General features: G+C 69.0%; 26 protein-coding genes. 14 read left to right on the plus strand and 12 right to left on the minus strand.

Annotation, left to right across the window (positions count from 1 at the left end; all coding sequences use genetic code 11):
• The 4 genes from ACE3P2_RS11670 to fumC all read left to right on the plus strand — a co-directional run.
• The coding region (locus tag ACE3P2_RS11670) for a hypothetical protein (protein ID WP_374264597.1) at positions 1-257 on the plus strand (257 nt) is incomplete at its 5' end.
• Between the two features lie 28 nt (positions 258-285).
• Positions 286-1077: a uroporphyrinogen-III C-methyltransferase gene (gene cobA / locus ACE3P2_RS11675; protein ID WP_374264599.1), complete on the plus strand. Its 792-nt coding sequence runs from the start codon at positions 286-288 to the stop codon at positions 1075-1077.
• Entirely contained in the window at positions 1074-2369 is a 1296-nt protein-coding gene (locus ACE3P2_RS11680) for a cobyrinate a,c-diamide synthase (RefSeq protein ID WP_374264601.1), read from the plus strand. Before cobA ends, ACE3P2_RS11680 begins: the two co-directional genes overlap by 4 nt.
• 86 nt (positions 2370-2455) lie before the next feature.
• Positions 2456-3862: a class II fumarate hydratase gene (gene fumC, locus ACE3P2_RS11685; protein WP_374264602.1), complete on the plus strand. Its 1407-nt coding sequence runs from the start codon at positions 2456-2458 to the stop codon at positions 3860-3862.
• Between the two features lie 2 nt (positions 3863-3864).
• Here the strand turns inward: fumC and ACE3P2_RS11690 are convergent, their stop codons facing one another.
• A complete protein-coding gene (locus ACE3P2_RS11690; protein ID WP_374264604.1) occupies positions 3865-5016 on the minus strand; it encodes a PLP-dependent aminotransferase family protein in 1152 nt (383 codons plus the stop codon).
• 89 nt (positions 5017-5105) lie between these two features.
• Between ACE3P2_RS11690 and ACE3P2_RS11695 the strand changes: the two genes are divergently transcribed.
• The gene (locus tag ACE3P2_RS11695; RefSeq protein WP_374264606.1) at positions 5106-5540 is read left to right on the plus strand and encodes a MarR family winged helix-turn-helix transcriptional regulator; all 435 of its coding nucleotides are present in this window, start codon (positions 5106-5108) and stop codon (positions 5538-5540) included.
• 18 nt (positions 5541-5558) lie between these two features.
• Here ACE3P2_RS11695 and ACE3P2_RS11700 read toward each other — a convergent pair whose 3' ends face one another.
• From ACE3P2_RS11700 to ACE3P2_RS11720, 5 genes are all read right to left on the minus strand, one after another.
• Entirely contained in the window at positions 5559-6119 is a 561-nt protein-coding gene (locus tag ACE3P2_RS11700) for a hypoxanthine-guanine phosphoribosyltransferase (protein WP_374264608.1), read from the minus strand.
• Between the two features lie 10 nt (positions 6120-6129).
• Positions 6130-6414 (minus strand): YqjK-like family protein, encoded by a 285-nt coding sequence (locus ACE3P2_RS11705; protein WP_374264610.1) that lies wholly within the window; start codon positions 6412-6414, stop codon positions 6130-6132.
• Positions 6411-6794 carry a phage holin family protein gene (locus ACE3P2_RS11710; RefSeq protein WP_374264612.1) on the minus strand — a complete coding sequence of 128 codons (384 nt, stop codon included), beginning with the start codon at positions 6792-6794 and terminating at the stop codon, positions 6411-6413. Before ACE3P2_RS11710 ends, ACE3P2_RS11705 begins: the two co-directional genes overlap by 4 nt.
• 12 nt (positions 6795-6806) lie before the next feature.
• Positions 6807-7115, minus strand: a complete 309-nt coding sequence (locus ACE3P2_RS11715; protein ID WP_374264614.1) for a YqjD family protein — start codon at positions 7113-7115, stop codon at positions 6807-6809.
• 281 nt (positions 7116-7396) lie between these two features.
• Positions 7397-8185: an exodeoxyribonuclease III gene (locus ACE3P2_RS11720; protein WP_374264616.1), complete on the minus strand. Its 789-nt coding sequence runs from the start codon at positions 8183-8185 to the stop codon at positions 7397-7399.
• Between the two features lie 33 nt (positions 8186-8218).
• Between ACE3P2_RS11720 and pyrE the strand changes: the two genes are divergently transcribed.
• From pyrE to ACE3P2_RS11740, 4 genes are all read left to right on the plus strand, one after another.
• Positions 8219-8866 carry an orotate phosphoribosyltransferase gene (pyrE, locus tag ACE3P2_RS11725; RefSeq protein ID WP_374264618.1) on the plus strand — a complete coding sequence of 216 codons (648 nt, stop codon included), beginning with the start codon at positions 8219-8221 and terminating at the stop codon, positions 8864-8866.
• A gap of 4 nt (positions 8867-8870) precedes the next feature.
• A complete protein-coding gene (locus ACE3P2_RS11730) occupies positions 8871-9503 on the plus strand; it encodes a hypothetical protein (protein WP_374264620.1) in 633 nt (210 codons plus the stop codon).
• A gap of 394 nt (positions 9504-9897) precedes the next feature.
• Complete coding sequence (locus ACE3P2_RS11735) at positions 9898-10539, plus strand: MBL fold metallo-hydrolase (RefSeq protein ID WP_374264622.1); 642 nt, start codon at positions 9898-9900, stop codon at positions 10537-10539.
• 84 nt (positions 10540-10623) lie between these two features.
• Positions 10624-11352, plus strand: a complete 729-nt coding sequence (locus ACE3P2_RS11740) for a response regulator transcription factor (protein WP_374264624.1) — start codon at positions 10624-10626, stop codon at positions 11350-11352.
• A gap of 43 nt (positions 11353-11395) precedes the next feature.
• Here the strand turns inward: ACE3P2_RS11740 and mscL are convergent, their stop codons facing one another.
• Positions 11396-11815 (minus strand): large conductance mechanosensitive channel protein MscL, encoded by a 420-nt coding sequence (gene mscL, locus ACE3P2_RS11745; RefSeq protein ID WP_374264626.1) that lies wholly within the window; start codon positions 11813-11815, stop codon positions 11396-11398.
• A 230-nt stretch (positions 11816-12045) separates the two neighbouring features.
• Here mscL and ACE3P2_RS11750 point away from each other — a divergent pair, with 230 nt between their 5' ends.
• From ACE3P2_RS11750 to ACE3P2_RS11765, 4 genes are all read left to right on the plus strand, one after another.
• On the plus strand, positions 12046-13629 hold the full coding sequence (locus ACE3P2_RS11750) for a FecR domain-containing protein (protein WP_374264628.1): 1584 nt from the start codon (positions 12046-12048) through the stop codon (positions 13627-13629).
• Complete coding sequence (locus tag ACE3P2_RS11755; protein ID WP_374264630.1) at positions 13626-15965, plus strand: CHASE2 domain-containing protein; 2340 nt, start codon at positions 13626-13628, stop codon at positions 15963-15965. The genes ACE3P2_RS11750 and ACE3P2_RS11755 overlap by 4 nt, the downstream gene beginning before the upstream one ends.
• Positions 15966-16015: 50 nt before the next feature.
• Positions 16016-18265, plus strand: coding sequence for an AsmA family protein (locus ACE3P2_RS11760; RefSeq protein ID WP_374264632.1), 2250 nt, complete (start codon positions 16016-16018; stop codon positions 18263-18265).
• Between the two features lie 73 nt (positions 18266-18338).
• Entirely contained in the window at positions 18339-19307 is a 969-nt protein-coding gene (locus ACE3P2_RS11765) for an NAD(P)H-dependent flavin oxidoreductase (protein ID WP_374264634.1), read from the plus strand.
• 9 nt (positions 19308-19316) lie between these two features.
• Here the strand turns inward: ACE3P2_RS11765 and ACE3P2_RS11770 are convergent, their stop codons facing one another.
• Genes ACE3P2_RS11770 through ACE3P2_RS11780 form a run of 3 tightly spaced genes read right to left on the minus strand, consistent with a single transcriptional unit; the run spans position 19317 to position 21647 of the window.
• The gene (locus ACE3P2_RS11770; protein ID WP_374264636.1) at positions 19317-20645 is read right to left on the minus strand and encodes a diguanylate cyclase domain-containing protein; all 1329 of its coding nucleotides are present in this window, start codon (positions 20643-20645) and stop codon (positions 19317-19319) included.
• Positions 20645-21283 (minus strand): hypothetical protein, encoded by a 639-nt coding sequence (locus tag ACE3P2_RS11775; protein WP_374264638.1) that lies wholly within the window; start codon positions 21281-21283, stop codon positions 20645-20647. The genes ACE3P2_RS11770 and ACE3P2_RS11775 overlap by 1 nt, the downstream gene beginning before the upstream one ends.
• A 4-nt stretch (positions 21284-21287) precedes the next feature.
• A complete protein-coding gene (locus ACE3P2_RS11780; protein ID WP_374264640.1) occupies positions 21288-21647 on the minus strand; it encodes a response regulator transcription factor in 360 nt (119 codons plus the stop codon).
• A 180-nt stretch (positions 21648-21827) separates the two neighbouring features.
• Here ACE3P2_RS11780 and ACE3P2_RS11785 point away from each other — a divergent pair, with 180 nt between their 5' ends.
• Positions 21828-23060: an MFS transporter gene (locus ACE3P2_RS11785; protein ID WP_374264642.1), complete on the plus strand. Its 1233-nt coding sequence runs from the start codon at positions 21828-21830 to the stop codon at positions 23058-23060.
• On the opposite strand, the gene ACE3P2_RS11790 is transcribed toward ACE3P2_RS11785, so the two are convergent.
• Both ACE3P2_RS11790 and ACE3P2_RS11795 read right to left on the minus strand, forming a co-directional pair.
• A complete protein-coding gene (locus ACE3P2_RS11790) occupies positions 23044-24351 on the minus strand; it encodes a DUF2325 domain-containing protein (protein ID WP_374264644.1) in 1308 nt (435 codons plus the stop codon). The two genes, ACE3P2_RS11785 and ACE3P2_RS11790, sit on opposite strands and share 17 nt — an antisense overlap.
• Positions 24335-24571: a hypothetical protein gene (locus ACE3P2_RS11795; RefSeq protein ID WP_374264646.1), complete on the minus strand. Its 237-nt coding sequence runs from the start codon at positions 24569-24571 to the stop codon at positions 24335-24337. Before ACE3P2_RS11795 ends, ACE3P2_RS11790 begins: the two co-directional genes overlap by 17 nt.
• Positions 24572-24768 lie beyond the last annotated feature (197 nt).

The raw sequence follows: 24768 nt of genomic DNA on the forward strand, positions 1-24768 counted from the left end.
CGGTGTTCGTGCGCGGTGGCGTCGGCCTGTCGGACTGGCTGGCCGCGGCCTGGGCGCGCCTCGCCCCGGGCGGACGGCTGGTGGCCAGCGCCGAGGACGACCACGCCCGCGCCGACCTGCTCGCCTTCGCTGCCCAGGTGCCCGCCGAGGCCTGGCAGGAGCTGAGCCTGTCCCGCGGCGAGACCGTCGCCGGGCGGCTGCGTTTCGCCCCTGCCGCGCCGGTACGCCTGGCCCTGTGGCGCAAGCCGCTCAACTGAAACCGTCGCAATCCGCAGGAGCTTCGCCGTGTCCGAGTCCGCCTTTCCCCGCACCCACGCGCCGGCCCGGCCGGGCTGGGTCTACCTTGTCGGTGCCGGCCCCGGCGATCCCGAGCTGCTGACCCTGCGCGCCGCGCGCCTGCTCCTCGAGGCCGACGTGGTGGTGTACGACAACCTCGTCGGTCAGGACGTGATGGCCTGCGTGCCGGCCGGCGTCGAGCGCATCTACGTCGGCAAGAAGGCGTCGAACCATGCGCTGCCCCAGGCCGGCATCAACGCGCTGCTTGTCGAGCAGGCCCGCCTCGGCAAGCGGGTGGTGCGGCTGAAGGGCGGCGATCCGTTCATCTTCGGGCGCGGCGGCGAAGAGGTCGAGGAACTGGTCCAGGCCGGCGTGTCCTTCGAGGTCATCCCCGGCATCACCGCGGCGGCCGGCATCGGCGCCTACGCGGGGATTCCGCTGACGCACCGGGATTTCGCCCAGGCCTGCATCTTCGTCACCGGTCACCTGAAGGACGGCAGCGTCGATCTCGACTGGGCGATGCTGGCCCGCCGCAAGCAGACCGTGGTGTTCTACATGGGCATCACCCAGCTCCCCACGATCTGCGCCGAACTGGTCGCCCACGGCCTGCCGGCCAGCACCCCGGCGGCGGTGGTGCGGCGTGGCACGACCCGTGCCCAGCGCGTCGTCACCGCCGATCTGGCGACGCTGCCCGAAGCCGTGAAGGCCGCCGGCATCACGCCGCCGGCGCTCATCATCGTCGGCGACGTGGTCGGCCTGCAGCCGCGCCTGGCGTGGTTCCACCCGGAGGACGCGGCATGAGCGCGCCCGCCGTCGCGCGCTGTCCGGCGCTGTTCGTCGCCGCGCCCTCGTCCGGTCAGGGCAAGACCACCGTCACTGCCGCGCTGGCCCGGCTCCACGTGCGCCAGGGGCGCAAGGTGCGGGTGTTCAAGTGCGGGCCCGACTTCCTCGACCCGCAGATCCACGCCGTCGCCAGCGGTGCGCCGGTGCACAACCTCGACCTGGGCATGTGCGGTGAGGCGGACGCTGCCTGGCGCCTCCACGCCGCGGCGCAGGAGGCCGACCTGATCCTCGTCGAAGGGGTGATGGGCCTCTTCGACGGCCAGCCGTCCGGCGCCGACATCGCGCGCCGCTTCGGCATTCCGGTGATGGCGGTGATCGATGCCAAGGCCATGGCCCAGACCTTCGCCGCCGTCGCCCACGGCCTTGCCACCTGGCAGCCGGACCTGCCCTTCTCGGGCGTGCTCGCCAATCACGTGGGCAGCGACGGCCACGCCAGGCTGTTGCAGGATTGCCTGCCGCCGTCGATCGCCTGGTACGGCGCGATCCCCCGCGACGCCGACGCGGCGCTGCCCGAGCGGCACCTGGGCATCCTCCAGGCCGCCGAGATCGCCGATCTGGACGCCCGCCTCGACCGCCTTGCCGACCACCTCGCCCGCACTGGTGCCGCCGGCCTGCCACCGCCGGTCGATTTCCCTGCCGCGCCGCTGCCCGAGGTGGCCCCGCAGCTCGCCGGACGCACCGTCGCCATCGCCCGCGACGCGGCCTTCGGTTTCATCTACCCGGGTAACCTCGACACCCTCGAAGCCCTGGGCGCCCGGCTGGCCTTCTTCTCCCCGCTCGCCGGCGACGCCTTGCCCGCCTGCGATGCCCTGTGGCTGCCCGGCGGCTACCCGGAACTCCACGCCGACGCCCTCGCCGCCAATGCCCGCTGGCAGGCCGACCTGCGGGCCCACGTGACCGCCGGCAAGCCGCTCCTGGCCGAATGCGGCGGCATGATGAGCCTGTTCGAGACGCTCACCGACAAGGCCGGGGTCACCCACCGGGGCGCCGCGCTGCTGCCGGGCCGCACCGTGATGCAGGCGCGCCTTGCCGCGCTGGGCACCCAGGTGGCCGAGCTGCCCGAAGGCCGGATCGGCGGGCACACCTTCCATTACTCGAAGAGCGAGACGCCGCTGCTGCCGCTGGTGCGCGCCACCTCGCTCGGCGGCCGGGAGGGCGAGGCGATCTACCGCCACGGGCCGATCACCGCGTCCTACGTGCATTTCTACTTCCCGTCGAACCCGGCGGCGGTGGCGGCGCTGCTCGGCTAGCGTTCGCCCGGTCACGCGCGGGGTGGAACCAAACCGTCCCGCGCACGCTCCCACAGGCCATCAGTCACCCGTTGCGGGAGATCGTCATGGCCCAGCCCACCCGAACCGAGTCCGACGCTTTCGGCCCCATCGCGGTGCCCGCCGACGCCCTGTGGGGCGCCCAGACCCAGCGTTCCCTCGCCCACTTCGCGATCTCCACCGAGCGTCTGCCGGTGCCGCTGGTCAGGGCGCTGGTCGAGGTCAAGCGCGCCTGCGCGGTGGTCAATGGCGAACTTGGCCTGCTGTCGGCCGAGTTCGCCCGCGCCGTCGTGGCGGCCGCCGACGAGGTGCTGGCGGGCGCCCACGCCGAGGCCTTTCCGCTGTCGGTGTGGCAGACCGGCTCGGGCACCCAGAGCAACATGAACGCAAACGAAGTGCTCGCCAATCGCGCCGCCGAGCTGCTCGGCGGCACCCGTGGCGCCGGCCGGCGGGTGCATCCCAACGATCACGTGAATCTCGGCCAGTCGTCCAACGACGTGTTTCCCACCGCGATGCACGTGGCGGCGATGGGGGAACTGGACGGTGCGCTGCTGCCGGCGCTCGACGCGCTGACGGCGACCCTGGCGGCCCAGGCGACGGCGTTCGCCGACGTGGTGAAGATCGGCCGCACCCACCTGCAGGACGCCACGCCGCTGACCGTCGGGCAGGCCATGTCCGGCTGGGTGGCGCAGCTCGGGCTGGCGCGGCGAGCCGTCGTCGCCACCTTGCCGGCGGTCTGCGAGCTGGCCATCGGCGGCACGGCGGTGGGCACCGGGCTCAACGCGCCGGCGGATTTCGGCCCGCGGGTGGCGGCGGAGCTGGCTGCGCGCCGTGGTCAGCCGTTCGTCAGCGCGCCCAACAAGTTTGCCGCGCTGGCCGGGCACGAGGCGCTGGTGGCGGCCCACGGAGCGCTGAAAACCCTCGCCGCGGCGCTGCTGAAGCTCGCCAACGACGTGCGCTGGCTCGCCTCGGGGCCGCGCTCCGGGCTTGGCGAACTGCGCATCCCCGAGAACGAACCGGGCAGCTCGATCATGCCCGGCAAGGTGAATCCGACCCAGTGCGAGGCGCTGACGATGGTGTGCTGCCAGGTGTTCGGCAACGACGTGGCGATCACCGTCGGCGGGGCGTCGGGCAATTTCGAGCTGAACGTCTTCAAGCCGCTGATTGCCCATAATTTCCTCGGCAGCGTGCGCCTGCTGGCCGATGCGATGGCGAGCTTCGACGTCCACTGCGCCCGCGGTATCGAGGTGGATCGGGTGCGCGTCGCCGAACTGGTGGCCCGCTCGCTGATGCTGGTGACGGCACTGAGCCCGCACATCGGCTACGACCGCGCGGCGGCGGTGGCCAAGCACGCCCACCGCACCGGCCAGACGCTGCGCGAGGCGGCGCTGGCGCTCGGTGCCGTGACGGCGGAGGATTTCGACGCCTGGGTGCGGCCCGAGGCGATGGTCGGGCCGTCCGACGGCGGCGGCTGACGTCAGCGCGCGGTGGCGACCAGTTCGGCGAGGATCGCCAGGCCGCGCTCGATCTCGGCCTCGCCGGCGTGGCTGAAGTTGAGGCGCAGGGTGCCGGTGGCGGCCGGGTCGTCGGGGTAAAAGGCCTCGCCCGGCATGAACGCGACGCCCCGTTCGATGGCGGCCGGCAGCAGCGCGCGGGTGTCGACGACGCGCTTCAGGCGCAGCCAGAAGAACAGCCCGCCGGCGGGCGTCTGCCAGTCGGCCAGGGCGCCGAAATGGCGGTCGAGGGCGGCCGCAAAGACGTCGCGGCGGGCGCGATAGAAATCGGCCAGCCGCGCGAGGCGCGCCGGGCGGGCGGGCGATTCGAGCTGCTGCAGCACCAGCCACTGGCTGAGCCGGTTGCTGTGCAGGTCGGCCGCCTGCTTGAGGCGCACCAGGGGCGTGAACAGCTCGGCCGAGGCGGCCAGGAAGCCCAGGCGCAGGCCGGGCGCCAGGCTCTTGGAGAAGGAGCCCTGGTAGATCCAGCGGCTGCCGGCGAGTTCGGCGCAGACCGGACGGCGTGCGCAGGCGTCGTACACCAGATCGCGGTAGGGATCGTCCTCGAAAAGGGGCACGCCGGATTGCCGGCAGGCGTCGGCCAGGGCGGCCCGTTCGGTGGCGCTGTAGCAGCGCCCGGTGGGGTTCTGGAAGGTCGGGATCGCGTAGGCGAAGGCGGTGCCGGCCTCGCGCAGGGTGGCGGCGTCGAGGGTTTCGGGCGCGAACGGGGTGAAGCGTGCGCCGAAGAAGCGGAACACCTGCAGCGCGGCGAGGTAGGTGGGCGATTCGACCGCGACGGGGGTGCCGGCGTCGATGAACAGTTTGCCGACCAGGTCGATGCCCTGCTGGGAGCCGGACAGCACCAGCACCCGCTCCGGCGCGGCGTCGAGGCCGAGGGCGGCGAGTTCGTCGGCGATGCGCGCGCGCAGGGCCGGATCGCCTTCGGAGGGGCCGTACTGCAGGGCTTCGACGGGGGCGGCGAGACCGAAATCGGGAAAGGTTTCGGCGGCGGGCAGGCCGCCGGCGAAGGAGATCATGCCGGGCCGGCTGACGACCGCAAGGATCTCCCGGATCGGCGACGGGTGCAGGTCGCGCACGCGGTCGGAGAGGGAGAGCGGAAGCGGGCTGGGCGACATGAAGATTCTCCTGGCTAAACGGGTTAAATAGGTCAATAATATTGACCTAATGAATCCTCATCGTCGTCCTCTCCCGTAGAAAAGTCAACATGATTGACCTAAATCGTCAGGCCGCATTGCGTGCCGCCATCGAGCAGTTCTTCTTCGCCTATCGCGCCTTCACCGCGCCGCCGGACGAGATCCTGGCGGCGCGCGGGCTCGGCCGGGTGCATCACCGGGTGCTGTATTTCGTCGGGCGCAACCCGGGCGCGACGGTGACGACCCTGCTGAGCGTACTGGGGGTGAGCAAGCAGGCGCTCAACGCACCGCTGCGTCAGCTGGTGGAGTCGGGTCTCGTCGAGGCTGCGGCGGACCCGATCGACCGACGCATGAAGCGGCTCACCCTCACTGCGGCTGGCGTGGCGCTGGAGGGGGAGCTGTCGGGCACCCAGATGGCGATGCTGGAGCAGGTTTTCGCAGGGGCCGGTGCCGAGGCAGAGCGTGCCTGGCGGGGGGTGATGGAGGCACTGATCCACCGGCGCTGACGCGCGCTGGTGTGACCCTCAGTGACCCTTGAGGGCGTAGATGCCGGGGGCGTTGCGCCAGTAGCCCTTGTAGTCCATGCCGCTGCCGAACAGGAAGCGGTCGGCCACGTCGAGCCCGGTGAAGTCGGCGCGCATGCCGGTGTAGGCCTTGCGCGCGTGGGTCTTGTGGACCAGCACCGCCGAGAAGACTTCGCGGGCGCCTTCGGCCTTGAGGTAGTCGATGATGGCGGCGAGGGTATGGCCTTCGTCGAGGATGTCGTCGAGGACCAGGATGGTGCGTCCGCGCAGGTCGTGGGTGGGACGCACGCGCCAGTCGAGCAGGGTGCCCTGCAGCGCGTGGCCGTAGCGGGTGGCGTGCAGGTAGGACAGTTCGAGGGGAAACGGCAGCCGCGGCAGCAGCCGGCCGGCGAGCACCAGACCACCGTTCATGACCGCGTAGATCAGCGGATTGCGGTCGTGCAGACGGGCGGTGATGTCGGAGGCGAGGCGGGTGAGGGCGGCGTCGACTTCGGTGGCGTCGCAGAGGCAGTCGGCTTCTTCGTGGACGCGGCGGATTTCGTCGAGGTCGACGGTGTTCATCGGCGGGTGGTCAGGGGAGGAGGTTGCGGACGCGGCGCACGAGCTGGAAACCCAGCCACCCGCGCCGCGCCCAGCGCAGCGCGGCGCGTGGTCGCGCCACCAGCACGAACAGGCTGACGCCGGTGAGCAGCGGCGCGTGGTCGCGGGCCCAGCGCACGCCGTCGATGACGCGGTCGACGCCGCGAAAGGCCGGCGTGAACACCTGGGCGTGATGCACGAGGGCGGCGCGCTGGTCGGCGCTGCGCAGCTGCAGGCGCTGCTTGTGCAGGGCGAGCTGGACGAGTTCGGGATTCATTCTTTGCGGCGCAGGGCCTCGCGGTCCTGGGCAATCTCGGCGAGGCTGGCGGCAAACAGGCGCGAGCCGGCGCGCAGGCGGGCCGCTGCACGGGTGGCCGCCCAGATGCCGGCGAGGAACAGCCCGGTGGTTGCCATCCCGAGGGCAAGCAGCCGATGGCTGTCCCAGAACAGCACCGTGAGGAAGGCCATCAGGAACACGATGCCGAAGCCGACGAAGAGCGCCGCCAGCACGGTGTCGAAGAGGAAGCTGCCGGCACGCAGCTTTTCTTCCTTGAGTTCGACGGCGAACAGCTCGAGCCGGGTCTGGACGGTGCCAAGCCCGGACTCGACGAAGCCCTTGAGGGATTCGCCGAGGCGGGTGGGCGCGGGGGCGCTCATTTCGGTTCGCGCTTAGCGACGGTTGACCAGCAGGCCGAGCAGGAAGCCGACGCCGGCGGCGACGCCGACCGCTTTCCAGGGGTTCTCGTGCACGTAGTCGTCGGTGGCGCGTGCGGCGGCCTTGGTCTTCTCGACGACGGCAGCCTCCAGATCCTGCAGCTTGTATTTGGCGGAGGTGAGCTTTTCGCCCAGGCGAACGCGCACGTCGGCGACCTTGTCGCCGGCCTGGCCGGCGGTGAGCTTGAGCAGCTCTTCGGTGTCGGCCACCACGGCCTTGAAGTCGGAAACGAGTTTGTCCTTGGTCACTTGTGCGTCGCTCATGGTGTTCTCCAGTTTTTGTGGCGATTGAAGCTGCTTGAAAGCAGGCGGGCCGCCGGTTGCGGCAGCCACTACTAAATCCAGACCTAGGCTAATCCCAATCGTTCCCGAAGGCAATTCGCGGGTGCCGCGTCATGCTGTCGGATTACGCCGACAGCGGCTTGCCTCGGCACCGTCCGGGTGTGGCGCGGCGGACGATTGGTAAAATGTATCGAAGCCTGGACGTTGATGGTCAAATGCTATTGAATTGCGGGCCTTGCCCAGTCGTCAATAGCACCCATGCGTCATTCGCCGAAGGGGTGGTCGTAGTCGACGGTGAGTGGCGCGTGGTCGCTGAAGCGTTCGTCCTTGTAAACCGCGCTGCGGATCGCCCGCTCGCCGAGCTCGGGCGTGGCGATCTGGTAGTCGAGGCGCCAGCCGACGTTCTTTGCCCAGGCCTGGCCGCGGTTCGACCACCAGGTGTAACAGGCGTCGGTGGCGTCGGGATGGAGGCGGCGATAGGTGTCCACCCAGCCTTGCTCGTCGAGCAGTTGGCCGATCCAGGCGCGCTCTTCGGGCAGGAAGCCGGAATTCTTCTGATTGGAGCGCCAGTTCTTCAGGTCGATGGCCTGATGGGCGATGTTCCAGTCGCCGCAGATGATCACGTCGCGGCCGCTGGCGCGCAGACTGGCCATGTGCGGCATGAATAACGACATGAAACGGAACTTGGCGGCCTGGCGCTCCTCTGAGCTTGAGCCGGACGGCAGGTACAGGGAGATGATCGACAAGTTGCCGAAATCGGCCTGCAGATAGCGGCCTTCGGCGTCGAACTCGGCGTCGCCGATGCCTTCGACGATGCGGTCGGGTGCGATGCGGGTGTAGATGCCGACGCCGCTGTAACCTTTTTTAACAGCGCAGTGGAAGTATCCGGTGAAAATGCCCGGCTTGCTCATTTCCGGCGTCAGGTCTGACACCTGCGCCTTGAGCTCCTGGAGGCACACGACGTCGGCATTCTGGCGCCCGAGCCACGGGAGGAACCCTTTCACGCTCGCTGAGCGGATGCCGTTGAGGTTGACGGTCACGACGCGTAACATTTTGTGTAACTTGGTCCGATTCTTGGAAATAACGTGAATTTTAGCCGCGATTTCATCGAGCTCGCCTGTGACAAGGGCGTGCTGAGGTTTGGGGAGTTCGTCACCAAGGCCGGGCGGCTCTCGCCCTATTTCTTCAACGCGGGGCTTTTCAACGACGGGGCGTCCTTCGGACAGCTGTGCGATTTCTACGCGCGCACCCTGGTCGCGGCCGAGCTGCCCTGCGACATGCTGTTCGGACCAGCCTACAAGGGCATTCCGCTGGTGGCCGGCACGGCGATGCGTCTGGCCGAGCATGGCCACAACCTGCCGTTCTGCTTCAACCGCAAGGAAGCCAAGGATCACGGCGAAGGTGGCACGCTGGTCGGCGCGCCGCTGGCCGGCCGCGTGGCGATCCTCGACGATGTGATCTCGGCGGGCACCTCGGTGCGCGAATCGGTCGAGATCATTCGTGCCCATGGCGCCACGCCGTCGGCGGTGGTGATCGCCCTCGACCGCATGGAGCGCGGCACCGGCCGCCTGTCGGCGGTGCAGGAAGTGCGCGAGGCCTACGGTATTCCGGTGCTCGCGGTGGCGTCGCTGCAGGATCTGATCGGCTATCTGCACGACAGTCCGGCGCTGGCCGCCAATCTCGAGGCTGTCCAGCGTTATCGCGAAACCTACGGCGTCGCGGCGGAAAGCTGACTCGATGCGACGAAGCGCCCTCGCCCTTGCCCTGTGGGTCTGCGTGCCCGCGTGGGCCCAGACGCCGGGGAAAGGTGCGGTCTTCTGCTGCATGGACAACGGGCATCAGATCTGCGGCGACGTGCTGCCGATGCAGTGCTACGGCAAGGGCTACCGGGAAATGTCGCCGCAGGGTACGGTGCGACGCATGGTCGAGCCGCCGCTGACGCCCGAGCAGTTCGCCCGACGAGAGGCCGAGGAGCGCGCCCGCAAGGCCGAAATCGAACGTCAGCGCGCCGAGATGCGTCGCAACCAGTCGCTGCTCGAAACCTATTCGAGCGTGGCCGACATCGACGCCCGCCGCGACCGCGCGGTGGCCAGCGTGGATGTCGATCTCAAACAGGCCGAGGCCCGCCAGGCCCAGCTCCTGAAAAAGCGCGAAAGCCTCAACCGCGAGGCGGAGTTTTACCAGAAGCGCACGATGCCGGCCGCCCTGCAGAATGCGCTGCGCGAATCCGACAGCGAACTCTCGAACCAGGGTTCGGTGATCGCTGCCAAGAAGAAGGAGATCGAGGCGATCCGCAAGCGCTTCGAACTCGATCGCGTCCGCTACATCGCCCTCACCACCCCCCGCGGAAGTCTCCCGGTCCAACCCTGATCGATGCGCGATCGCGTCGGGGTTTTTTCGCCCCGAATTCGGGGTGTTTCTATTTGGCATATTTCAAAATCTTGCGTGGGTGTAATTCACCTTTTTGGCACCATCGTGCCGATTTCCTTTGCCAGACTGGATTTCCGGGGAGATGAAAAAAGAACCGGATGACGATTCATGCAAGGAATTCTGACATTTGCATTCTTTGGAATTGCCGGGGAATGAAAACAAGAGTGTCAGGTGGGGCGATTGGGCGCAGGGAGACGACAAGGTTCATAGCCACCGATTTGGTGCGTGATAAACTTTGCCCCACGTAAGGCATTCATGAACCGGTATTGAATATCAGGTAGCCAAAGCGCATTCGAGCTTCTTTTGAATCCCGCCGCGGCGCCAGACGCTGACCATGCTCCGATACAAGATCGTCCCTGTCACGCCGTTCGAACAGAACTGCTCCCTGCTGTGGTGTGATGCAACGCATCAGGCCGCGGTGGTCGACCCGGGCGGTGATGTGGATCGCATCGTCGCCGAAATCGATCGGCTGAGCCTGAAGGTAGACAAGATCCTGCTCACCCACGGCCACATCGACCATGCCGGCGGTACCGCCGAACTGGCGCGACGTCTCGGCGTCCGGATCGAAGGTCCGGAGCGCCAGGACAGTTTCTGGATCGATGCCCTGCCGCAGCAGAGCAAGATGTTCGGTTTCCCGCAGGTCGAGACGTTCACGCCCGACCGCTGGCTCGTCGATGGTGACGTGGTCCGCATCGGCGAGGAAAGCCTTGATGTGTTGCATTGTCCCGGGCACACGCCGGGGCATGTGGTGTTTTTCAGTTCAGCCGCCCGCCTCGCGGTGGTCGGTGATGTGCTTTTTGCCGGTTCAATCGGCCGTACCGATTTCCCTAAGGGAAATCACGCCACGCTCGTGAATTCCATCCGTCACAAGCTCTGGCCGCTGGGCAAGGATGTGGCTTTCATTCCCGGCCATGGGCCGATGTCCGATTTCGGCGAGGAACGTGAAAGCAATCCTTATGTGGGTGACTACGCGTAAACGCCTGGGCCGGAATTGGCGGCAAATGAAGGGCGGCGTGGTTGTGGATGGGCGTGCTTAATTTCTCGATAAAGGTAGACCAGCGTGCGATTCGCTATTCTCGAAGACGATCCGGCCCAGATGGAAGTCCTGACGGGCTGGCTGAGGGAAGCCGGGCACGATGTGCATGGTTTCGGACTGGCCCGCGAATTGATGCGCGTTGCGAGCCGTGAAAGTTTCGATCTTTTCCTGGTGGATTGGGTGCTGCCCGATCTCACCGGCGAGCAGGTGTTGCGTTGGCTGCGCGTAGAGCGCGGCAACGATACGCCGGCGATCTTCATCACGTCCCGCGACGCCGAGGAGGACATCGCCAACGCGTTCAGTGCGGGGGCGGACGATTATCTGATCAAGCCGCCGCGCCGCATCGAACTGCTGTCGCGCATCGAAGCGGTGATGCGGCGCTCCCAGCCGCGCAGCACCAACCAGACTCTGGTGGTGGCGCCCTACAATTTCGATCTGGCCCGCAAGGTGCTTACCGTCGATGGCGTGGTGGTGGAGATGACCGACAAGGAATTCGAACTGGCGGCCTTCCTGTTCCGCAACCTGGGGCGCCTGCTGTCCCGCGGGCATCTGCTCGAGGCGGTGTGGGGGCGCAACCCGGATCTGGCGACACGGACCGTCGATACGCACATCAGCCGTGTGCGCAGCAAGCTCAACCTGCGTCCGGAAAATGGCTTCCGGCTCACGCCAACCTACAATTTCGGCTACCGCCTGGAGCGGATCGACCCGTCCGAATCGCCGTCGCTCGGCACCGCGGTGCTCGCGCCGATCTGATGTTTCGCGGGGTTCCCGGGCGGGAACCCCGTTTCTCCCGCGCTTACTTCTTGAGCGCGTCGCGGATTTCCCGCAGCAGCTTCACGTCTTCCGGTTCGGCCGGCGCTTCCTCGACCGGTGCCGGCTCGTTACGCTTGAGCTTGTTCATCGCCTTGATCGCCACGAAAATGGCCATGGCCACGATCAGGAAATCGATCACGGTGTTGATGAACATGCCGTACTTGAACAGCGGTGCGCCCGCTTTTTCGGCGGCTTCCATCGTCTCGTAGGTCTTGTCGCCGAGATTGAGGTAGAGGTGCTTGAAATCGACGCCGCCGAGCAGCTTGCCGATGACCGGCATCAGCATGTCCTTGACGAGGGAGTCGACGATCTTCTGGAACGCACCGCCGATGATCACGCCGACCGCGAGGTCGACGACGTTGCCCTTCATGGCAAACTCTTTGAATTCCTGGATAAAGCTCATGGGTGCTCCTTTATTGCAGTGAAAAGGGTGATTGACTGAAAGCTTCGGGCTTTCCGGCAGCTTGACGGGAAGAATCAAGGTGTCGCGCCAATCATATGATTCGCGGCGCGCGCGGTGTTTGCGTAATTATCATGCCGTGACGAAGTTCTGGGCGAGTTTGCGAAGTTTTGCACCATGACCCGGACCGCAAACTAATATATTCAACCGAACTCCACCGAAAGACACTGTCCGTGGTCTGTCTCACATTGCGTATCCTGGCCGTCGCCGCCAGCGCCCTGGCGGCGAGCGGCGCCGGTGCGTCGGATCTCGAAGTCATATACACGACCCGCGCAGGCGACACCCTGATCGGACTCGAGCGGCAGTTCCTCGCCGCGCCCTTCGGCTGGAAGGGGCTCAAGCTGCACAACCGGCTCGTCGATCCGATGCGGATTCCCGTCGGCGCGCCGCTGCGCATTCCCGAATCGTGGCTGCGGATCGAACCCCGTACGGCGCGGGTCGTCGCGCTGCAGGGCAGCGTGACCGTCGATGGCCGGGCGCTCGCGCTCGACGCACAGGTACCGGCCGGCGCGCTGCTGCGTACCGATGCCGGCGCTTTCGTGACCCTGCTGATGCCGGACGAATCACGCCTGACGGTGCAGCCCCAGAGTTCGGCGCGGCTGCAGAAGGTCAATGGCGTGCGCGGATTCGGCGGCCAGAACACCGAAGTCTTCCTTGAGCGGGGCCGTGTCGAGACCACCGTCGCGGCCCAGCGCGGCCCGGCGGCGCGCTACCAGATCCGCACGCCGACCGCTTCGGTGGCGGTGCGGGGTACCGAGTTCCGGGTGGGCGCCGACGATGCGGGCGTGGCCGCCCAGGCCGAAGTGACCGGCGGCGAGGTGCGTTTCAGTCCGTCCGGCCCCGGCGGCGGCGCGGCGAAGGCCCTGCCGGCCGGCTTTGGGCTGGTGGCCAAGGCGGGCCAGCCGGTGCCGGCGCCGCGCGCATTGCTGCCGGCGCCGTCGTTGGCCGGGCTGCCGACGCGCTTCGAGCGGATCGAGGTGCGCCTGCCGTTCGCGGCCGTCGACAAGGCGGTCGGCTACCGTGCCCAGGTCGCCCGCGACAACCGATTCGCCGATGTCGTCACCGACGGCGTCTTCCAGGCGCCGCTGGCGCGCTTTGTCGACTTGCCCGACGGCCGCTACTGGTTGCACGTGCGGGCCATCGACGAAGCCGGGCTCGAAGGTTTCGACGCGGTGCACAGTTTCGAGGTCCGCGCGCGCCCGTTGCCACCCGAGCCGACCGTTGCGGTGGCGGGGCAGATGCACTGGCAGGCTGCCGCCGAGGCGTCGCGCTATCGGGTGCAGGTGGCCAGCGAAGGGCGCTTCGAGGCTCCGCTGTTCGATCAGGACGTGGACGCCCGCAGCGTCGATCCGCAGCTCGCGCCGGGCCGCTACCAGTGGCGCGTGGCGAGCGTGCGCGCCAGCGGCGAGCGCGGCCCGTGGAGCGACAGCCAGCCCCTGGTGGTGCGCCAGCCCCCCGGCCCGATCAGCCTGTCCGAGTTCAACCAGCGCCTGCGCGTTGCGTGGCCGCAGAGCCATGGTCAGATCTACGATGTCCAGCTGGCGCGCGATCCGGCGTTCACCGACCTGCTGGTCGAGCAACGCATCGGCGAGGCCGCGCTGACCATCCCGGCGCCGCCCCGTGGCACCTACTACCTGCGCGTGCGCGGCACCGAGCCGGACGGCAGTGCCAGCGCGTGGTCCGCCGTCCAGACCCTGCGCAACTTCTTCGTGCTGCCCTGGTGGTCCTTGTCGGCAGCCGCCGCGCCGAATCCGTGAGACACGTCGGCGGAGGCAGCCTGCGCCGGCCCACCCTCGAGTGGCTGGCCGTCACCCTGCTGTGCATGTCGCTGGCGGTGGCGGCGGCCATGGAGGGGTGGCTGTGGCGCATCGACCAGACGGTCTACGACGCCGTGCTGTCCACCTGGACGCGACCGCCGAGCGAAGACGTGGTGATCGTCTCCATCGACGACGCCAGCCTCGCCAGCATCGGGCGCTGGCCGTGGTCGCGGCGGGTGCACGCCGCGCTGATCGACCGTGCCCGCGAGGTCGAGGCGTCGGCGGTGGCGCTCGACGTGCTGTTCGATGCGCCCAGCCGCGACGATCCGGAAGCCGACCAGCTGCTCGCCAAGGCGATGCGCGATTACGGCCGGGTCGTGCTGCCGCTGAGCCAGGCGGTGACCGGCGCGGCGCTCAGCGGCGAGGCGCTGCCCCTGCCGATCTTTGCCAGCGCCGCGGCGGCGCTTGGCCACGATCAGGTCGAGTTCGATCCGGACGGGATCGCCCGCAGCGTTTACCTCTGGGAGGGCTTCGGCGCCGCCCGGCATCCCCAGCTCGCCCTTGCCCTGCTGCGCCTCACCGACGCCAGGGCGCGGCGCAACTATCCCCCGCCGCCGCTCGGCGAGGGGGTCGATTACCAGCACTGGCAGCGCTCCGGCTGGCAGCGCATTCCGTTCTCCGGGCCGCCGGGAACGTATGCCCATTATTCCTACCGTGCGGTGCTCAACGGCGAGGTGCCGGCCGCGGCCTTGCGCGGCAAGCTGCTGCTGGTGGGCGCCACCGCCTCCGGCATGGCCGACGCGGTGCCGACGCCCACTTCCGGCCTGTCCCGGCCGATGCCGGGGGTCGAGGTGCAGGCCAACATCTTCGATGCACTGCGGCACGACGCGGCGATCGTTCCGCTGCCCCAGTGGGTCGCCGCGTTGATCGCCGGGGTGCTGGTGGGGACGCTGATGCTGGTGCTGCTCTACGCCGACGCCCGCACCGGTCTGATGGCTTCGTTCGCGCTGGCTAGCCTGGCCCTGCTCCTGGCGGGGTTCGGGATGCAGCTGGGCGGCTGGTGGTTCGGGCCGGCGTCGGCGGTGCTGGGCTGCATGCTGGCCTATCCGCTGTGGAGCTGGCGCCGCCTGGAGGCCGCCCAGCGTTACCTCGACGCCGAACTGGTCGCCCTCGAACGGGAAGGCTCGCCGCTCGGGCTCGCGCCGACCAACGACGGCGTCGCCGCCGCCGATCCGCTCGAGCAGCGCATCCGCATCGTCCGCCAGGCGGCCCAGCACCAGCGCGACGTGCGCCGTTTCATTGCCGACACGCTGGAACACCTGCCCATCGGGGTGGTGGTGATCGACCAGATGGACCGGGTGATCCTGCACAACGAGCGCGCCCGCCACCTGCTGCGCGCCTTCCGCAGCGACGCCCTGCTGGCGGCGCTGCGCGAGCTGCCGTGGCCGGTCTACGTGCCGATGCGCGGGGGCCTGCCCGATCTGTCGGGCTTTGCCGGCATCCGCCAGTTCGAGTTGACGCCGGACAAGAAGCGCTACCTGCTGGTCTCGGTGGCCGACCTGGTCACCGAATCGAGTGGTCGGCCGGGCCGCGTGATCGGCCTCGCCGACGTGACGATGATGCACGAGGCCCAGCGCAGCCGCGAGGACACAATGCACTTCCTCTCCCACGATCTGCGCGCCCCGCTGGCCTCGATCCTGACCCTGATCGACGGTTACCGCGGCGATCCGGCCGAGCAGGTCGCACAGATCCCGCGCATCGCCCGTTACGCCAAGTCGGCGCTGGAACTGGCCGACGGCCTGTTCCGTCTGGTGCGGGCCGAAGGCTCCGACCCGAAGGACTTCGTCGAGCTCGACCTCGCCGGCCTGGTCGATTCGGCCGCCGACGAGGTGTGGCCGCAAGCCCACGCCCGCGGCATCCGGATCGACGTGGATACCCGCGATGCCGAGACCGAGGAAGCCATCGTGCGCGGCGACTTCTCGCTGCTGCGCCGCGCGGTGATCAATCTGCTCACCAACGCCATCAAGTACGGTGCGGCCAACAGCACGGTGTCGGCGAGCCTGTCGGCCGAAGGGCAGGACTGGGTGATCCGCGTGCGCGACCAGGGCGAGGGGATTCCGCCCGATGCGTTGCCGCGGCTGTTCAAGCGCTTTTCGCGGATCGTCGACGAAGGGCGCGACAAGCCCACCGGCGTCGGCCTGGGCCTGCTGATCGTCAAGACCGTGGCCGAACGCCACGGCGGCAGCATCAACGTCACCAGCACCCTCGGCGAGGGCAGCACCTTCGAACTGCGCTTGCCCCTGCGTGGTGTCGCCACAGTGCCCGTTTCGGGCTGAGGCGGCGCCTGGGTTAAGATCGCGGTCACGGAATCGTGGGTTCTCCGGACATGCGTTTCAAATACCTCAAGTACCTGGCATTTGCCCTGGGCGGCCTCAGCACGGCGGTCGCAACCGGGGGACTTTACCTGTACGCGACTTTCGACGGCGGCCGGCTGGCCACCGAGCTGAGCCATTTCGCCAAGCAGCGCTACCAGCGCAGCCTGCGTTTCGACGCGCCGCCCAGCCTGTCGATGTTCCCCCGCCTCGAACTGCGGCTGCCCGCCACGTCGCTGTCGGGGCGTAGCGGCGACGGCGAATTCCTCGGCTTCGAGCAGGGCGTGGTCGGCGTGCGCCTGCTGCCCTTGCTGGCCCAGCGGGTGGTCGTCGACCGGGTCGAGTTCGACGGCCTGCGGGTGGCCGTGCGCCGTGGCAAGGACGGCAAGCTCAATGCCGCCGATCTGCTGGCCGGCCTGCCCGCCGAAGCCCCGCTCGAACTCGAAGTGGACCGCATCGCCCTGCGTAACGGTACCCTGGCCTGGATCGACGAGGCCGGGGGCAACAACTTCGCGCTGTCCGACATCCGCTTCGAGAGCGGCCGGCTGGCGCGCAAGGCCGATGGACGACTCGAACTGGCCGCGCGGCTGACCCAGGCTACGCCGATGGTCGATGCCCGCGTCGAGCTCGAAACCGCCTACCGCTTCGATGGCGACGCCGGGCAGCAGGCGCGCAACCTGCATCTGGAGGTGAAGGGCGCGCTGGCCGGAAGGCCGGGCGTCGACCTGGCGCTGTCGGTGGCCGACCTGGCGCTGCCGCCCGACGCGGCGCCGCAACTGAGCGGCGTCAGCGTGCTCGGCAAGGCCCGCGCGGACGGCGACACCCTCGAACTGCGCGCTGCTGCGCCACGGGTGGTTCTCGCCGCCGCCGGTCCCGAGGCGGCCGCCGCCGAGCTGAGCCTGCGGGTGGACGGCAAGGGCCAGGGCGGCCAGGTGCGCGCGCGTCTGACGGGCGTGGCTGGCAAGGGGACGGCGCTGGCGGTGGATAAATTCGCGGCCGACATCGACTGGAAACTCGCCGCCGGCCGCCTCACCGGCAAGCTGGGCGGTCCGGCCCAGTGGCAAGGTGAAGCGCGACTACTCGAGATTCCGCAGCTGGCCGGCGATCTGGCCCTGACCCCGGCGCGCGCCGGTGCGACGCCGGTCAAGATTGCGCTGAAGGCGGGCGGCCGGCTCGATCTGGCCCGTGACAGCGGTGCGGGCAAGCTCGACCTGCAGGTGGACGACAGCCACGTGCAGGGCACCTGGACGCTGCCCCGCCTGACGCCGCTCGCGGTGGGCGTCGATGTGGACGTGGACCGGCTCGACGTAGGCCGCTATCTGGGCAGTCCCGATGCGTCGAGCCGCTTCGATCTGTCGGGCCTGCAGGGGCTGGATGCCGACGGCGCGGTGCGCGTGGCGCGCCTGACGGCCGGTGGACTTCAGTTCGAACGGTTGCGGCTGCCGTTCGCGCTGCATGGCGGCAGGTTCGTGGTGCCGGCCTACAGCGTGGCGCTGTACGGCGGTACGCTCGACGGCGCCGCCACGCTGGCTGCCGACGGTAATGCCCTGGCGTGGCGCGGCTGGCTGCAGAACGCCAATCTCGGTCCCCTGCTCAACGACGCCATCGGCCGCGAGGCCGCCAGCGGCACGCTCAATTTCTTCGTCGACGTGAGCGGCAAGGGCGACACCCTCGGCGCTCTGCGCGACACCCTCGCCGGGCAGGCGCGTCTGCGCCTGCGCAACGGCGTGATGCGGGGCATCGACGGCCCGGCGGCCTTGAAGGAATGGAAGGCCGCCTTCCTGGCCCGTCAGCCGGGCCGTCGCCCGTATCGCGAAACGGAGTCGACGCCGGTGGGCGAGGTGGTGGCGAGCTTCCAGGTGGGCGAAGGCCACGCGCGCAGCACCGACGTGTTCGGACGCAGCGCGAGCTTCGGGCTCAATGGCGGAATCGACGTGAGCTTCGCCGGCCCGAGCATCGACGCGGCGACGCGCTTCACCCTGCTGGCGGTGGCGCCGGCCGACATGCCGGTGCTGGGCAGCCTGCGCAATGTGACGGTGCCGGTGCGCGCCAAGGGCCCCCTCGACAGGCCGGAGTGGCTGATGGAGCCCGGTGCCACGCCGGTGATGCCGACCCGCGCCCTGCCCGCGACCTCGCCGACGCCGTCGCCCGCGGCGTCCAGGGCGCCCACCAAACCTGCCGCGAAGCCGGCGCCGGCCAGGCCTGCTCCAGCGGCCCAGCCGTCGGCTCCCAAGCCGGCTGCGCAGGAGCCCGCGGGGGAGTAGGGCGGTTTCCATACTCCTCCGTACGGTGCTAGATTGACGCCGGCTGCACCCTAAAAAATACCGAGGAGACTTCATGAACATGCCTTCCGTCTTCCGGGGCGCCCTGCGCGTTCCCGTCATTGCCGCGCCGATGTTTCTGGTGTCCGGCCCCGAGCTGGTCAGCGCCACCTGCCTGGGCGGGGTTGCCGGGAGTTTTCCGGCCCTCAACGCCCGCTCGTCCGACGAGCTCGACGCCTGGCTCGGCGAGATCAACGCCACCCTGGCCGCGGCGCGGGCGGCCGATCCGGCGGCGGCGGTGGCGCCGTTCGGGGTGAACCTGATCCTGCATGCCTCCAACCCGCGCGTCGGCCCCGACCTCGCCCTGGTGTGCAAGCATCGCGTGCCCTTCGTGATCACCAGTCTCGGTCATCCGGGCGAGGTGGTGGAGGCGGTGCACGGCTACGGCGGGCTGGTCTTCTCGGACGTGATCCACGCCTACCACGCGAAGAAGGCCATCGCTGCCGGGGTGGACGGGATCATCGCGGTGGGGGCAGGCGCCGGCGGCCATGCGGGCACCCAGAGCGCGTTCAGCCTGGTACGCGAGATCCGCGAGTTCTGGGATGGCACCCTGATCCTCGGCGGATCGATCTCCGACGGCTACGGGGTCCGCGCGGCGGAGGTGCTGGGCGCCGATCTGGCCTATCTCGGCACGCGCTTCATCGCTACCCGCGAATCCCGCGCCCAGCCGGCGTACAAGCAGATGGTGGTGGACAGCACGGCGGCCGATATCGTCTACACCGACGCCATTTCGGGCACCAACGCCAATTTTCTGTGGCCGAGCCTGGAGCGGGTCGGCCACCGGCGTGAAGACCTGGTGCAGGGCGTCGGCAAGGGCAAGCTGAAGGCGTTGTCGGACGAGGCGAAGGCCTGGAAGGACGTGTGGAGCGCCGGCCACGGGGTGGCGACGATCCACGATGCGCCGCCGGTCGCCGCGCTGTGCGAGCGGCTCGCCGCGGAGTACCGCGCGGCCTGCGCGCTACCGCCCAGCCCGGCGCTGGGGTGAGGTCGCGGCTCAGGCCGGCGGTCGGCCGGGCTGGCTGCGTTTGGTGGTGTACATCCGCAGATCGGCCTGGCTCAGCAGGCTGGCCGGGTCCTGGCCGTCGTCCGGGAATACCGCGAGGCCGACCGAGCAGGTGATGCGCACGTGGCAGTGCCCGAGGTTGATCGGCAGGGCCACGGCGTGGGTGATCTTGGCGATGATCGCGGCGAGCATGCGGGCGTCGCCGGCCTCGTAGAGCAGCACCGCGAACTCGTCGCCGCCGTAGCGGGCCACCCGGTCCTCGGCGCGCACCACGCGGCGCACCCGGTAGGCGACGGTCTTGAGCACGGTGTCGCCGGCCTGGTGGCCGTGGGTGTCGTTGATGAGCTTGAAGTCGTCGAGATCGATGAATAACAGCGCGATGCGGTCGGTCACCTCGCGGGCGCCGGAGATGGCGGCGCGCAGGTGGCGCTCGAAGCGGTCGCGGTTGAGCTGGCCGGTGAGGCTGTCGTGGTTGGCGCGAAATTCGTTGCGGCTGGCCCGTTCGTGGAACTCGGTGACGTCCACGATGGTGCCGATGAAACCGCGGATATGCCCCTGCGGATCGCGCAGGGCGCCTGCCTCGGCGCGCATCCAAAGGGGCTGCCCGGCGGGGGTGAGGTAGCGGAATTCCTCGGCGAAGCGGGTGGCGGATTCGACCGCGTAGCACCAGCGTTCGAGAATCCGCTCTTGCTCGCCGACGGGTAGCAGGTCGGGCCATGGCGTGCCCGCGACCTGGGCGAGACTGCGGCCGAGCAGCTGTTCGCAGCGCTCGTTGAGGAAGGTGCAGCGCGCCTCGGCGTCGGCCTCGAACAGGCCGGCCGGCGCCTGGCGGGCCAGCTCGCGAAAGCGCATCTCGCTGCGCTGGAGTTCTTCCTGGGCGCGGGACAGGCTTTGCAGGTCGGTGCGCAGCTGGCGGGCCTGGTGCTTGAGGAGGGCTTCGCGGCGCACGGTTTCGGTCACGTCGCGGATCTGCAGCAGGCAGGCGCGCTGGGCGTCGCTTTCGAGCGGGGTGATGTCGATGGACTGGAGCATGCGCTCGCTGCCGTCGCTGTCCGGCGGGTAGAGGGGCAGCGGCATCGGGTGCAGGGCGTGGGACAGGCGGGCCGACCAGCGAAAGTCGAGGGCCTCGCGGATGACCAGCGGGAGGCGCGGATCGATGTGGTGGCCGAACGCCTCGGCCACGCCGACGCCGATCACCTGACTGGCCTGACGCCGCGCGCGGGCGGCGACCCAGCGGTTCCAGACGCGGATGCGCCCGTCGCAGTCGACGAGAATCAGCCCGATATCGACGCTGTCGGCCAGGAGGCTGTTGCGTTCCATCAGCGTGCCGTGGTGGTGTCCGGCAGGTTGAAGAGGCGACACACGCGGTCCATGAACTGGTCGACCGAGGGCACGTCCATCAGGAACAGCACGAAGCCCGAGAGGTTGTGGGCCGACATGCTCATGCCGATGCGGGCGACCAGGATCAGGTTGTCCGGTGCCTTGTCGGCGAGCAGGTGACCGACGCTGCTGCATTGCACCTGGGGGAGCGAGCCGACCATCTCGGTGCCGAACAGGTCGGCGAGACTGCTCATGCAGCTGTTGATGATGATGTTGCCGATCTCGGCGAGGGCGTCCTGTTCGAGCTCGGTGATGTGCTGCACCGGCGTGTTGTCGCCGAGCATGCGGCGGACGATCTCGAGGCTGCCGTGCTCGGGGAAGAGCAGCAGGGCATCGGTGCGAAAGCCGTCGCCGGTCTTGAAGTTCTGGTTGATGCGGCACAGCCGGCCTTCGTCCTCGGCGGGCTGGCTGGCTTGCAGGCGGCGGGTCAGTTCGTCGCGGGAGACGAACTCGACGACCGGCACCGAGAGTTCGATTTCTTCGTGGACGATGGCCGAGAAGGTGGCGGCGGCTTCGCCGAGGGCGAGGTTGAAGGCCTCGGCGAGCGCGTCCATTTCGAGTTCGGAGAAGGCGCGCATGGCGTCAGTCCAGCAGTTTGAGGATGCTGGCGATCACGGCTTCGCCGATCGGCTTGCGGAAGAAGGTGACGCCGAGCGCGGCGGCGCGGCGCTGGACGGACTCCTGGACGTTGGCGGTGAGCAGCGCGAGGCGCAGCTGCGGATGGCGTGCGCGCAGATGTTCGGCGAGTTCGAGCCCGGACGTGCCGGGCATGTTCATGTCGAGTACGGCGAGATCGGGCGCCTGGTGGGCGACCCGTTCGAGGGCGCTCTCGCCGTCGCCGGCTTCGACGATGGCGACGTCGGAGCGCATGTTCTTGATGACCGAAGCGCATAACATCCGGGATGCGCGGCTGTCGTCAACGAGCAGGATCGTGGTGGTCATCGGGCGCTCCTTGGGTTTTCCTTGTGCAGTTACGGCCCGGCCGGAGCGAACTTTAGGCGATTTGACTAGCCTGGCCGCCGGCCCGCCCCGATCGGCTCCCGGCCCTGCGTCGATCGGGCGAGACGCGGCAGGGCGGGCCCGGTAAGCTGCGGGGTTCCCCCTCGTTCGTGCTGCCTGGTCATGTCGTCTCGTTCCGCTCCGTCGTCCGCCTTCCTCATCAGCCGGATCTTCCTGCCGTTTGCCGCAGGGTATTACCTGTCCTACCTGATGCGCACCGTCAACGCGGTGATCTCGCCCGACCTCACCCGCGAGCTGGGCCTGAGCGCGGCGGATCTGGGGCTGCTGACCAGCACGTATTTCTTCGCCTTCGGGCTGGCCCAGATTCCGGTCGGAATCGCGCTGGACCGCTACGGGCCGCGACGGGTCGAGGCCGGCCTCTTGCTGCTCACGGCGGTGGGGGCCGCGCTGTTCGCCATCGGGGACGATCTGCCGACCCTGGCGAGTGCCCGCGGCCTGATCGGGATGGGCGTCTCGGCCTGCCTGATGGGGGGCTTGAAGGGGTTCACCCTGTGGTTCGAGCGGGATCGGCTGGCATCGATGACGGGTTACGTGATGTCGAGCGGCGCATTGGGGGCGGTGACGGCATCGGCCCCGCTGGAGGCGGTCCTGCCCTTCATCGGTTGGCGCGGGGCCTTCTGGGTGGTCGCGGTGCTGGCGACGACGGTGGCGGCGGTGATCTTCTTCGCGATGCCGGAGAAGGACGACACCCATCCGCGCGGTGATCTGCAGCAGGCCCTGCGCGGCGTGCGGGCGGTGCTGGCGGCGCCGACCTTCTGGGGATTCGCCGCCCAGTCGGCCTTCTTCACCGGTGGCTTCATGGCGCTGCAGGGCTTGTGGGCGGTGCCCTGGCTGATGGAGGTGAATGGCTACGACCGGGCGCTGGCGGCGAACCATCTGCTGTGGCTCAACATCGGGATGCTCGCGGGCCAGCTTTCGATCGGTACCTGGGCGGTGCCGCTGGCGGCGCGGGGCATTTCGCCCCTGCGGCTGATGCAGATCGGACTGTTCGTCAGCATGGTGGTGGAGGCGTTCATCATCATGCGGAGCGGGCCGACGCTCGTGCTGTGGTGCCTGCTGGGTTACGTGTCGGCGACGGGCGCGCAGATGTATGGCGTGCTGGCGGGTTATTTTCCGCTCCACCTGGCGGGCCGCGTGACGACCAGCATCAACCTGATGGCCTTCGTGGGGGCGTTCGGTGTCCAGTGGGGGCTCGGCGGCCTGCTCGATGCGCTGCGCGCCGGCGGCATGGACAAGGCCGTGTCGCTGGAGATCGCCTTTGCGCTGCTGCTGGCGGCGCAGCTGCTGAGTTTCATCCCGCTGTCGCAGGCCGGGCGTTTCAAGGCGGTGAGCTGAGCGGGGCGGTGTTCGTTTCGCCGCTGCCGGCGACGCTGTATTCGCCGCGCCGGACGCGTTCGACCGCGACGGCAAAGCCCGACACGCCGCCGCCAGGGTAGAACAGGCAGGGCTTGCCGGCTTTCTTGCAGTGGCTTTTGACGTGGTGGTAGGCGTTGTGGCTCACCTTGTCGGTGGGGCACAGCACGGCGTCGGCGCTGCCGATCATGTCGGGCAGGCGCGACAGGGATTCCTCCAGGCCACCGTCGTGGTGGATCAGGCGGATGCCGAGTCGGCCGGCAAGCTGGCGATACTGGGCGATCAGCGCGGCGCGGCCGCCGACGTACAGGATGCAGCGAGCACTGGGCGCGTCGCTGCAACCGGCGCAGTTGTCGCTGCCGGCGCGGGTGCACAGGGCGTCGTCGGTGGTGGTGGTGGGCAGGCTGGCCTGAAGCAGGCGTTCGAGGGCGGCCCGTTCGGCGAGCGCGGTGTCCCGGGCGTCGGCGAGTTCGGGGGCGAGCTGCTGGGCATCGCGCAGGGTGTTTTCCAGTTCGTGCAGACGTCGGGTGCTCGCGGCGAGTTTTTCGTCGGCCCCTTGCAGGCTCATCAGGCGGCGCCCGAGTTCGATGATCACCTGGCCGGATTCGAAGCGTTCGAGGCGGTTGCGCAGTGCGCGCGCGTCGGCGCGCAGCGCGTCGCGTTCGGCGAGCCCCGATTCGGCGGCGGCGAGCTGGCGTCGGAGGGCGGCCAGCTCGCGCTTGAGGCCGCGCTTGAGTTCGGTGTTCTCGGTTTCCAGGGCGGCCAGCCGCCGGGTGTCGCTGGCGAGCCCCGCGCCCACCTGGTGGGACAGCATGTGGATGTCCTGGTACAGCGCCTGCAGCGTGGCAGGCGAGGTGGCACGATGGGTGCTGATCGCCCACAGCGGGCCGGCCACGTCACCGCCCCGGACCGAGGTGCGCCAGGCGTCGCGCAGGGCGGCGTCGTTCCTGAGGCGGGCCAGGCGCGCGACGACGGCGCGATACTTGGCATCGAGGTGGCGCTGGATCGCCTCGGAGCTCGGGTTGCGGCTCCGCGCATGGCTGACCGCCTCGACGTGGAGGGCGAAGGCATCGTCGAGCGGGGCGGCGAATCCGCAGCGTCGGGCGATCCGCTGCAGTTCGTCGAGCCCGAGGCAGGTGCCGACGATGGCGCAGTGGTATTGGGCGTCCAGCGTCCACAGCCGCGGGCGGACTCGCGTGATGGCGCTGTTGGGAATGGGCGGCTGGGCGAGCAGGGCGGCGCCCGCGGGGGGGCTGTCAGCGTGACGGCACATGGCGTTTCTCCAGGCCGGTGACGAGGCGCAGGCTGGCGCGTTCGCACAGCTCGCGCAGGTCGCGGTCGGTGCAGGGGTTGTCGGCGAGGCGACCGAGGAGATCGGCGGCGCGGCGCAGGGCATGGGGGCAGCCCGTTTCGTCGAAGCTCAGCAGGGCGCCAAGCGCGCCGGCCCACAGGCTGGCGGGTGAAGGGGCGTCGGAGGCGAGGCCTGGTTTCATCGAATCACACTCGAATAAATGAGAATGATTCGCAATATATTGGTTTTGGCGGGGAGTGTAAACGCGAACCGTTCTCATTGATGGCGGGTCGCGTTGCCGGCAAGTCGACCGGCAGGTCTTGCGCGAGTAGCGGAAAGCCGGTGGAAACCCACCCGCCGGGTGGCGGGCGGGCAGGGCGGCGAATGCGTGCCGCCCCT

The organism is Zoogloea sp., assembly GCF_041911615.1.
Classification (GTDB): domain Bacteria; phylum Pseudomonadota; class Gammaproteobacteria; order Burkholderiales; family Rhodocyclaceae; genus Zoogloea.